Genomic DNA, 10,215 nt, shown 5'->3' on the forward strand with positions numbered 1-10,215 from the left:
CGTTGAGTGGTGTCGATGCCTGACAGGGAAAGGATTTGCGGTATGGGTTGGGAGCAATTTTGGGCAGAATGCATTATAATTTCAGCAGTGGTGTCGATTGGGCGGCTGAAACCCTTACTGGGCAAGGGCTGCTAGACGAACCCCCTACCGATTGGGTTAAATCGGATTAGTTGGAAACTTTACGTCGTAGATCTGTCGAAGAGACTCAGTCAAACTCCCTACCGATTGGGTTAAATCGGATTAGTTGGAAACACGCAATCCTCTTGCGAATCCGAATCTTGAGCCAAAGAACCCTACCGATTGGGTTAAATCGGATTAGTTGGAAGGGTGGGTCATCCCACCCTTTTTCTTTAGCCGTGCCACATTCACCCAACCCAAATGACAATTAAAGAAAACCCCTTTTCCATCCTTACGTTAAAAATAAGCCTAGGTAGCTTTTTAATGAGATGGCATAATGTACCACGAGTTTTTTTTAATCCAACAATCAAACATGGAAAAAGTGATAGAAATTCTTCCTCACTATTCTGGGACGTATTTAGGAAATAGCACTTGGATTCCTAGTGTCAGGATATTAAAATTCTCCAGTAAAGAAGTCTCTGAACTCTTCGCCACAAAACTCCTTGAACTGGGAATCATTAGTATTGGGCAATACAATGGCAAAATGTAAGTCGTAGCATGGCACAGCTAAAATTGTGGAATAGATTTTACCATTGAATCGGGCGCACGCCATGCGCCCCTACGGTTTCCGGGCGTAATTCTAATTCATCAAATAAGGGATGCCACGCCACTACTAACTTCCCCGTTCCCTTGTGGTAAAAGAAAACCCCCCTTCCACACTTATGTTTTAATACAAGTAACAAACAAGCAAAGGATGCCAAACCTCTATGGGAACCAATCGTCGGGTACTCATTCTTGCCGATAGCGACAATACGTTCTTAGCCGCCCAAAGCTTTAACCGCAGGCTGGACAGACCCAGCTAAAATGGTGGGATAGATTTGCTTCGTAGTGAGGGCTTCAGCCCTCTCCAGCTAGGCGTTAGAGAACTAAAGTTCTCACTACAAACAAAATCCTATTTTAGTTGGGTCACACCACTACATCCTGTTCCCTATTCCCCGTTCCCCGTTCCCTAATCTCAATTGTTAACTTTAATTGTGTCCACCTACTTAATGAACATGGATAAAGACAATCAATGTTACACTGTGATTACCTTTGCTCCCGTACAGGGTTTCATTGAGAAATCACGCAAACTGCGGGACTTATACGGCAGTTCTTTTCTCCTTTCTTATTTAGCTTGTGCAATTTGCCATGCCGCTAAAAAACATGGCTGTCGGGTTGTCTCTCCAGCATTAATTAATGTGACCCAAGGTACACCCAACCAAATTATTATTGCTGGAAATTTCCCCGAAAACATAGCTGAAGCGGCTTTTAATCAGGCTTGGCAAACAGTTGTCGAAACCTGTCAGAAATATATCGAGCAAGCCTTAAACACCTTTACTTATACCTGGCAACGGGAATGGAATGCTTGGTCAAATCATGCCTGGGAGTTTTTTTGGACGCAAAGCACTGATGCAGAATTGAGTCAAGCCAAAGCAACTGACATTACGCTAAAAGATGTCACCCTAATGACTCACGCTCGCTGTAAACTGAATCAACTTAAAACCCAACGAAATTGGATAGCGATTAACTGGCAAGGAGAAAGTTCAACCTTATCGGGAACGGGAGCGATCGCCTACCCTCGGATGACCGATAAAACCCATCCCCTTAACTCTAGCATGGCTGAACAAACTCAGGATATTAATCAGTTTTACCACCAACTGAGCCAGCACTTAGGAGAATCCATTCTCGATCCGTCTGAACGCTTGAGTATTCCAGAACTGATTAAACGGTTAATCACGTTAGATGCTATTGCCAATCAATTTATTTCTGAAAAAGACCTGCCGAGTATTGAAATCCCTCAAAGCTTTGTTGACTTAAACCGATTTGACAATAAATTATGGGCAGGATACTTTCAGGGGGATGGGGATAAGATTGGCGACTATTTGCGCCATTTAAAAGAAAAAGGGGCAGATGAAGCCGACTCTCTCCACACCTTTAGCCAAGCCATGATGGAATGGGGCAAAAATCTCAAATATTATTTACCCCCGACTCAAGCAGAGCGAGTCAAACGGCGGAATTTAGATGCTGATGGACGGATTATCTATGCCGGAGGGGATGATTTTCTCGGTGTTCTCTACCGAATTCCTGAGCCAAATCAACCGAAATTAACCGCTCAAGATTGCCTCAATTGGTTCTATCAATTCCCCCAAATCTGGCAACAACATAAACACAAGATTACCGTAAGTGTCGGCTTAGTTTGGGCAGCCCCTAGCGTCCCCCAACGAGATGTGCTACAACACTGTCGAGAAGCCGAAAAATCAGCCAAAAACAAGGGACGCGATCGCCTCGCTATTCGGATTCTATTTAATAGTGGCAATTACCTAGAATGGGTTTGTCCTTGGTGGTGTTTGCAACAGTTCCTAGAAAGCTATCAAGACAGAGAGGGAGACACGTTAGCCGCGCTGCAAGAAAAGCCCAAAGGGAATAAAACAACCCCCAACTGGACACATTTTTATAATGATGTTACCACCTTAGAATCTCGCCATGCTTTTCAGGGGCAAACTCAAATTGCCCTGGGGTTGTTTGAACTTTACTTTACCCCCGAAAATCGCCAATGTTTAGAAACCCATCTGTGGGATACATCGGATGCTGATCATCAACAGAAAACAGGAATATTAGGCAATCAACCCCATGTCCAAGAAAAGCAAAACATTAAGGCTTTAAACAACTGGGTGATTAACTTGGCTAAAGTGGGTTTTCATTTGTCCTCCTCAGTCACCGAGAATGCTTAACCCTAAGGAGTCGGACAAAAGAAAACGGCACGGTATTAAGTTTTGTAAATATCCCTCAGACCCTTACTGTTCCCTGTTCCCTAATCTCAACCGTTAACTTTAATTGTCTCCACCCACTTAGCCCCTTACAGTATTATGTTTAGTCACCTGATTATTATCCAACCCCTTGGTTTTCTCTATGGTAGTGCGGGTCCCTTCCTTTCACCCGATAACCTAGTTGGGCGATCTGGAAATAGCTTTCCGCCTAGTGCAGCAACAGTATCGGGATTATATGCAGCTAAATACAGTCAACCGGGAATCAACAAAAGAGGGGAAACCACCCAACAATTAAACTTACCCGATTTAACCCTAGCCGGACCTTTTTGGGCGTATACTAAGGATACTCAAAACTTTTATGTTCCGACTCCCTTTAACTATTTAGCCGAGATGAATCCCCCACAAGATGAGGAAAAAATTCGTCAAGGGAAAATCATTGAAAAATTAACCTGGAACAGCGAAACCCAACAATGGCAACCCCTCAAACCGGGTAAATTTGATACGGAAACTTGGCTACCAATTAACCAATGGGAGAAAGCGGAAACCGTTTCTAAAGCGCCTTGGCAATATTTACCTCATTTACACCCACGTTTAGAAACCGAACAACGTCGAGTTGATGCTAGTTCAGAACAGGGAAGTTTGTTTTTGGAAAATTCAATTCAAATGCATCCCGATACCTGTTTAGTGTATTTGACTAATACTCCCATTGATGACGGTTGGTATCGGTTTGGCGGTGAAGGACATTTAGTTGAGGTACAGTGTCAACCGATTACCAATGAAACGCTTTTAGGACGATTAAATCAACCTGTGGGAAATAATTTTGCCCTAATCACGCCTGCGGTGTGGGGTTCTAATCGCTTGTCTTACCGATTTCCTACTATTAGGCAAGAACAGGACTGGATAACAGCACCAGAATGGGAAAATGCCCAAGTTTTCACCGAACGTCCTCGTCCTTTTCGCTATCGGTTAGGGGGAACAGGAGATACCAAACGCCTATCTAGGGGACGTTATGCCGTTCCCCCTGGAACCGTTTATGTATTGGAAAAAGGTATTCCTAAACCTTGGTTTGACTGGGATAAATGCTGGTTTCCGGATGAAGGGTATTCCTATAAACGTTGGGGATGTGGATTAGCGTTACCCCTGTCATAGTTTTGGATTTAAATAGTTTGGAGAGTTAACCATGTATCACAAAGCCTACGGCATTATTGAAACCCAAGCCCCCCTTCATGTGGGTGCTAGTGCGGGAGAAGAAACGGGAAATCTGAACCTAATTTTTCGCGACCAATTTACCCAAACGGGGATGATTCCAGGGAGTTCAATTCGGGGACGATTTCGGGCAGATATGCGGAATCATGCGACGAATAATGGCACGCGATCGCACACCGAATCTCGCTATAATGATGTGGCGCTTTGGTATGGTCATGAAGCTGTTGCTAACCCGAACCAAAAAGATGGCGGGACAACTGAAGCTTTAGTCAAGTTTGAATATGCCTCTTTAGTTTGGTTCCCTGTATTTTCTCCAGGACAACCGATTGTTTGGGTTAGCTGTCCATCCCTGCTCAAACGCTATCAGAAAATTGCTGAAATTAACGCTAAAGTTCCTGATCCGTACACGGCTGATCCGGAGTTAAAAGCCCGTGTTGTCCCCGGAACGACTGAAAAAGTTTTATTCTTTAATCTGGGGTTTTTAGGCATTGAACACCATGAAAGTTTAGCCGATTGGATACCTGTTGGCGCAGATGTGCAGGTCAAGCAATTAGTTGTGGTTGATGACAATGATATCGCCAGGTTGCATGATATGGGATTGTATCGACAAAGCCGGATTAAAATGCTGGAGGATATGAAGAAAGTCGATACGAAAACCGGGGCATTTTTTAATGTGGAGGCGTTACCCGTGGGGAGTATTTTAGCGTTTCCTGTGGCATTAAAACAACTCGGCTGGAAACCCTTTGGAGAACCCAAACCGAATCAGCCTTATTCCCAAGAACTTTATTTTGGTGGGTTGGAATCAATTGGATTTGGTCGCTGCAATGTGACTTTAGCTGGGGAAGCGTTTTCCCCGCAGCAAACTGAGACTGAAAAACAGGAGGTTTAAGTTAATGGCTTGGAAATACTATAGTTTAGTAGAAGATGGGCGAAAGTTTCACAGTTTAGACCAAATTGCCCAAACCTTAGTTCTAGATGCCAGACAACGCGATCGCCAATCCTTAAATCAATCATTTAAAATGCGGGAAGCGGTAGCTTATGGGTTAGAGCGATTTTGGGGCGAACATCTGCGGCTAAAGGGAAAGTCGAAGAAAAACGGGGATGAATTTGACTGTAAAGGGGACTATTGGAAAGCCACCTGGGACGCTTTAGTCAGCATTATGCAACCCGCAGGGGTAGAAATTCCCAATGATTCGGTTAATGTGAGAAATCCTAACACGGTGCAAGCCATGGCTGAGAAATTGTGGTCAATTACGGTAGAAGATCAGCGAATTATCTTAGCTGTACTGACTCAATTATGCGATGCGATCGTATGGTGGACACAGCGCTATAAGGGTCCCGGTAATTTGTCGAGTGATGAGGAGAATTAAGTCATTTGTCATTTGTTATTTAGTCGGGGCGGGTTTAGTCATATCCAGGTGAAAACGAAACGTTAAAAGTAAAACCCGCCCCTACCAAAGATGTTCCATCTCCCCCATTCCCCGTTCCCAGTTCCCCGTTCCCCGTTCCCTAATCTCAGGAGAATTCAACATGGTTAATATAGCCAATGCCGCTAAATTAGTGCCGTTAATGTTTCAGGCGCAAATAAAAGGGCGATCGCAACTTCAATACATCAATCAAGAGGCTGAGGTACAAGACTCCCAACGATGGGCGTCTGAGTGGACGCAAGAAGCCTATCCCCACCCACCTGATCCGGGTAAAACTGTTACGACGAGAACCTATAAAATGCAGTGGCGGTTTGTCACCAATGGCGGACAATTTGAGGGAATTATTTTCCCGGCGCTGGGTGCCTTTGGCTTGCCTTTTTATCCCGGTAGCAGCATGAAAGGATTGTTTTGTCAAGCTTGTACCTCAGAACAAAAGCAACGCTACCGCTTGACGAAAAATAGTGAGGAACCGAGTTTATTGCGGTTTCATGGCGGTTATCCGGTGAATGATTGGAAACAAAATTTAGTCGATATTGTTCACCCGCAGCAGAAATGGCAGGTACAGACTCATAACACTCATGAAAAACCGCGTAATGAGACAGGATTTGCTTTAATTTCACTGTCGGAACCTGCGATTCAGTTTGGTATTTCTAGCCAGTTACCGGATACGGATTGGCAGGAAGTTTGGGCAATTTGGGAACGGGCGTTAGGGTATGGAATGGGTTGTCGCACCAGCAGTGGGTATGGATTACCTAAAGCGCGGTTAACGGAGTTGGGAGAGGAGGAGTATCCGATTCCGATTCAAGGGAAACAACTGTACAAGGCTTTTTTGAAAGGAGAAGGGCAGGCACCTCAAGTAATTGGTGGCGAAACGGAATTTCGTCCGAATGTGTTTCGGGGGAGTTTGCGGGGACACGCCTTGCGAATTTTCGGCGGGTTAACGAATCAGAAAACAGCCGAGGCGTTAGTCGAAAATTTGTTTGGCGGAGTGAATGATGGCGGAACTCAGGGGTTATTAACCTGTGCGTTTAAAACATCGGATTTACACTTGGGTACGTTTACAGAGGGGCATGATGAACCTACGTATGAAGTGGCGGGCGAGTTACGTTGGCTGTTGATGTCGCCTCGCCAATTGGATGAAATCAAGCAGCAAACCTTGAAAAAACTGTTGCAAGCTTTAATGCGGTTTGCTCTACTATTTGGCGGGTTTGGGAAGTCGTGGCGACGGGCAGATCATCGGCAATTTTATCAGGAGTATTATAAACGTAGGAAACCTCTGATCGGGTGTCATTGGCAATGGGACAAAACGTCATTAACTTATGGGGCTAAGGTTTCTAGTTTAAATCGGGTTGGGCGATTTATTGATCAGGTAAGGCAAATTGCTTCAGAATGGATGCAGTTGCAGGGGGTAAAACCGGATGAAAGGAATCACGCCAACTGGCGAGAAGCATGGTATCCGGATGGTGTGGAAGTATGGGGGCGTTTGGCGGAGGGTGCTGAAGATTGTGTGGCTATCAAGTGGTTGCACGAAGCTTATCAAAGAGCAAATCGCCGATTCAGGGAAGCTGAACAGAGTATTAAGCAAAGTTCGGTGACGGGGCAAATTAGTCAAGTGGGAAGACTCTGGCATCGGATGTATCCGGTGGTGAAGTTGGTGGATAATCCAAAGAATCCAGGGAAGAAGACACCAAGAAGTACGCCTAATTATTTGGAACTGTTGACGATTTTTCCGGATGATTCGCGTAAGTGTGATGATTTTCTGGATTTCCTGGATACTGAACCTGAAGGGTTTCAACGGCTTTGGTGAAGTTAAAACAGCACTCGAATCCCGTCAAGGTATTGTGGGTTCTAGAGTTGCCGTCCCCTACCGATTGGGTCAAATCGGATTAGTTGGAAACCCTGTGTCTTGAGAAATTGACACGATTGAATTTTCCCTACCGATTGGGTCAAATCGGATTAGTGAAAAATATTAGCTCCCCAGATCATCAGTAATCCGGGGAGTGTCAAACAATAAACTACCGTCAGCGCTTTACTTACCCAAAAATTCCCAAAACTATAGCAACCGCCATAGCGGTGAGGACACATGATTGATGTAGAGACGCGCCATGGCGCGTCTCTACAATGGTGCCGAAAGTCCTAATCGATGTGTCTAAATCTAGAGCGCCAGTCCAGAAATCAAAATCGATACTACAATCTCCCAAAAACCGTAACAAAAACTACGCAATCTCCCATTTTGTAGAGACGTTCCGCCGGAACGTCTTTACTAAATGATGTGTCCTAACAGCCATGGCGGTTGCTATAACTGTTGAAAGAGGGATATCTGGTTAAGCAACAACTAGCTCATTGAGTTGCGATTCGCATTTTTGAAAAACATAGTTTACAGCAGCAAATAGCCGATCCAAATCCTGAATCAGGTAGCGATTTCTATTTTGAGTAAATGAATCTTTTTCTAGCTTGCCAAATTCCCAGTCTTTCCCATTCGAGACAATACCGAAAATAATGACAGGCAGTTCATCATTCAACTTTTGCGCCGCCACCATTTCGGCAAGGCACTGCGCCCAACCTTCAGCAAATTTATCTTGTTTTGCTTCAACTAATAGAAAATAAGGCTTGTCAAATACAACTTTCCCTAATGGGGAGCGTTTCGCCAAAATATACTCAGGAAACCTGGAAAGATTCTGATCATAGATTAAGGATTTATGTCCCCACAAAACAAAGTTACTCCGATAGCATTTCCACACTTCCTTAAGGATTGGATAAATTAGATTCTCACAAATCGAAAATTCTGAAGCATTGGGGACTCCATCTTGCATAACAGTTTGCAAGTCTTCACGGAAGTAATCAGGGATACTAAATTCAATCTCTTCCATGAAATTAGCTTCAGTGTAGGTGATTTGAAATTCTTTGAGAACTGAACTGATATCTTTATAATTACTGCAAGCCATCTTGACCTCTTCAGATGATTTAGCGGTTAATTGTGTATTGCCTGGTGTTAGATAGCTTGCTTTGGCGGTTGTTTAGGTATTTTATCATTGAGATGTTCGATTAATTTTTGACCATTGAATCGGGCGCAAGTATGAGCGCTCCTACAGTTTCCGGGCGTAATTCTAATTCATCAAATAAGGTGTGCCACGCCACTACTGTCGTGGCACAGCTAAAATAGGGTTTTGTTTGTAGTAAGCAATTTATACTAAGTTGCAGTCTAGGGTAGAATCTGTCATGCTGAGCAAAACGCAGTGAAACGGAGTGACGCGAAGCATCTGTCCAGATTCTTCGCTTCGCTCAGAATGACATGATAGAACGCAACTCGGTATTAGTGCTATAACGCTTAGCTGGAGAGGGCTGAAGCCCTCACTACGAACCAATTCTAATTCATCAAATAAGGTGTGCCACGACACTACAAGCATTACTCAAATCCCGTTAAAGTATTATGGTATCTAGGTTTGAGGGCAATTTTCAGATGTTCATCTACACACCTCGGCAAATCGCTGAAACCCTATGTTTTTCGTTGAGATGCGTCGATGGCTTACTGGGAGAGGGTTTGAGGTATGTGTTGGAGTCAATTTTTGGGAGGATGTGTTAGACTTTTTGGAGGTGTGTCGATTCGGCGGCTGAAACCCTTACTGGGCAAGGGCTGCCAGACGAACTCCCTACCGATTGGGTTAAATCGGATTAGTTGGAAACGCTTCGTAAAGCGAGATAGCAAGTGCTTTTGGCCCGAATACCCTACCGATTAGGTTAAATCGGATTAGTTGGAAACGGTAGGTGGGCAATGCCCACCCTACGTAGAGCTACCGATTGGGTTAAAATTCCCTATTCCCTATTCCCTATTCCCTATTCTCTATCTAATTTGGAAGCCCCCCTTTCTAATAAGCAGATAGCTTAGAAGAAATCCTGATTGTGGCGGGGATAGGCTATGAACTTAGAATTAGACTGGTTGCGGCTCGGATACAAATGGATTTTTAACCAGAAGTATCGCCTCCATTTAACCGGATTTCGTCCAGAGGTTATTTGTTTCATTCAATCGACTGATCCAGAAAAGAAATATCTGTTAGTGCAGCCCCTTCAGGATCAGTCTATATGGATGCCTCCCCAAGAAGGAATGCATCTAGAAGACAGTCCCAAAACCGCTTCAATGCGCTGCTTGAAGACAGAATTGGGACTAAGCGAATTGCAAATTCAATTTAGACGTAGTATTTGGGTAGGCAAGCGTTTATTCCCGGAATATCGCCGAGACGAACGTGACTTAATGTATTCTGTGCGCGGATGGGTAGACAAAAATAGAATGATTGGAAAAGCTTATTTTGCCGCACTCATCATTGCGGATAGCAAGGCGATAATTCAGCCAAACTCAGCAGAAATCTATCAGTATCAGTGGATGAATACCCGTGAATTGCTCCAGCAAATTAAGACAAATCCCCCAGACAAGCAGAAGATTCTGCGTCAAGCTTGGATCAAATTAGTCGTTAGAGGCTGCTAGTTTTGTGGTGATGGGGTGATGGGGTGATGGGGTGATAATGGCGAAATCCTTGCCGTAGTGCGAGCATCTTGCTCGCTACATTGAGCATCTTGCTCGCTACATTGAGCATCTTGCTCGCTACATTGAGCATCTTGCTCGCTACATTGAGCATCTTGCTCGCTACATTGAGCATCTTGCT

General features: G+C 44.3%; 8 protein-coding genes and 1 pseudogene. 7 read left to right on the forward strand and 2 right to left on the reverse strand.

Translation table 11 applies throughout. The features are described 5' to 3' along the window. Positions 1-490 precede the first annotated feature (490 nt). The 6 genes from RH949_RS22965 to RH949_RS22990 all read left to right on the forward strand — a co-directional run bounded on the left by RH949_RS22965 (position 491) and on the right by RH949_RS22990 (position 7,364). Positions 491-667, forward strand: a complete 177-nt coding sequence (locus RH949_RS22965) for a hypothetical protein (protein WP_446356399.1) — start codon at positions 491-493, stop codon at positions 665-667. Between the two features lie 505 nt (positions 668-1,172). Next, entirely contained in the window at positions 1,173-2,888 is a 1,716-nt protein-coding gene (locus tag RH949_RS22970; RefSeq protein ID WP_446356401.1) for a Cas10/Cmr2 second palm domain-containing protein, read from the forward strand. A 135-nt stretch (positions 2,889-3,023) separates the two neighbouring features. After that, a complete protein-coding gene (locus tag RH949_RS22975; RefSeq protein WP_446356403.1) occupies positions 3,024-4,073 on the forward strand; it encodes a type III-B CRISPR module-associated Cmr3 family protein in 1,050 nt (349 codons plus the stop codon). A gap of 31 nt (positions 4,074-4,104) precedes the next feature. Then, positions 4,105-5,019: an RAMP superfamily CRISPR-associated protein gene (locus tag RH949_RS22980; RefSeq protein ID WP_446356405.1), complete on the forward strand. Its 915-nt coding sequence runs from the start codon at positions 4,105-4,107 to the stop codon at positions 5,017-5,019. 4 nt (positions 5,020-5,023) lie between these two features. Further along, positions 5,024-5,500 (forward strand): hypothetical protein, encoded by a 477-nt coding sequence (locus tag RH949_RS22985; RefSeq protein ID WP_446356407.1) that lies wholly within the window; start codon positions 5,024-5,026, stop codon positions 5,498-5,500. Positions 5,501-5,660: 160 nt separating this feature from the next. Next, the gene (locus RH949_RS22990) at positions 5,661-7,364 is read left to right on the forward strand and encodes a hypothetical protein (RefSeq protein ID WP_446356409.1); all 1,704 of its coding nucleotides are present in this window, start codon (positions 5,661-5,663) and stop codon (positions 7,362-7,364) included. Between the two features lie 517 nt (positions 7,365-7,881). On the opposite strand, the gene RH949_RS22995 is transcribed toward RH949_RS22990, so the two are convergent. After that, a complete protein-coding gene (locus RH949_RS22995; protein ID WP_446356411.1) occupies positions 7,882-8,502 on the reverse strand; it encodes a hypothetical protein in 621 nt (206 codons plus the stop codon). Between the two features lie 971 nt (positions 8,503-9,473). On the opposite strand from RH949_RS22995, the gene RH949_RS23000 reads away from it, so the two are divergent. Next, a complete protein-coding gene (locus RH949_RS23000; RefSeq protein WP_446356413.1) occupies positions 9,474-10,037 on the forward strand; it encodes an NUDIX domain-containing protein in 564 nt (187 codons plus the stop codon). On the opposite strand, the pseudogene RH949_RS23005 reads toward RH949_RS23000, so the two are convergent. Beyond that, positions 10,034-10,215: pseudogene (locus RH949_RS23005) on the reverse strand (hypothetical protein); the annotation flags it as partial. The gene RH949_RS23000 and the pseudogene RH949_RS23005 overlap by 4 nt on opposite strands.

This window comes from Coleofasciculus sp. A1-SPW-01 (assembly GCF_040217205.1).
In the GTDB taxonomy this organism is placed as follows: Bacteria; Cyanobacteriota; Cyanobacteriia; order Cyanobacteriales; family Coleofasciculaceae; genus Coleofasciculus; species Coleofasciculus chthonoplastes_A.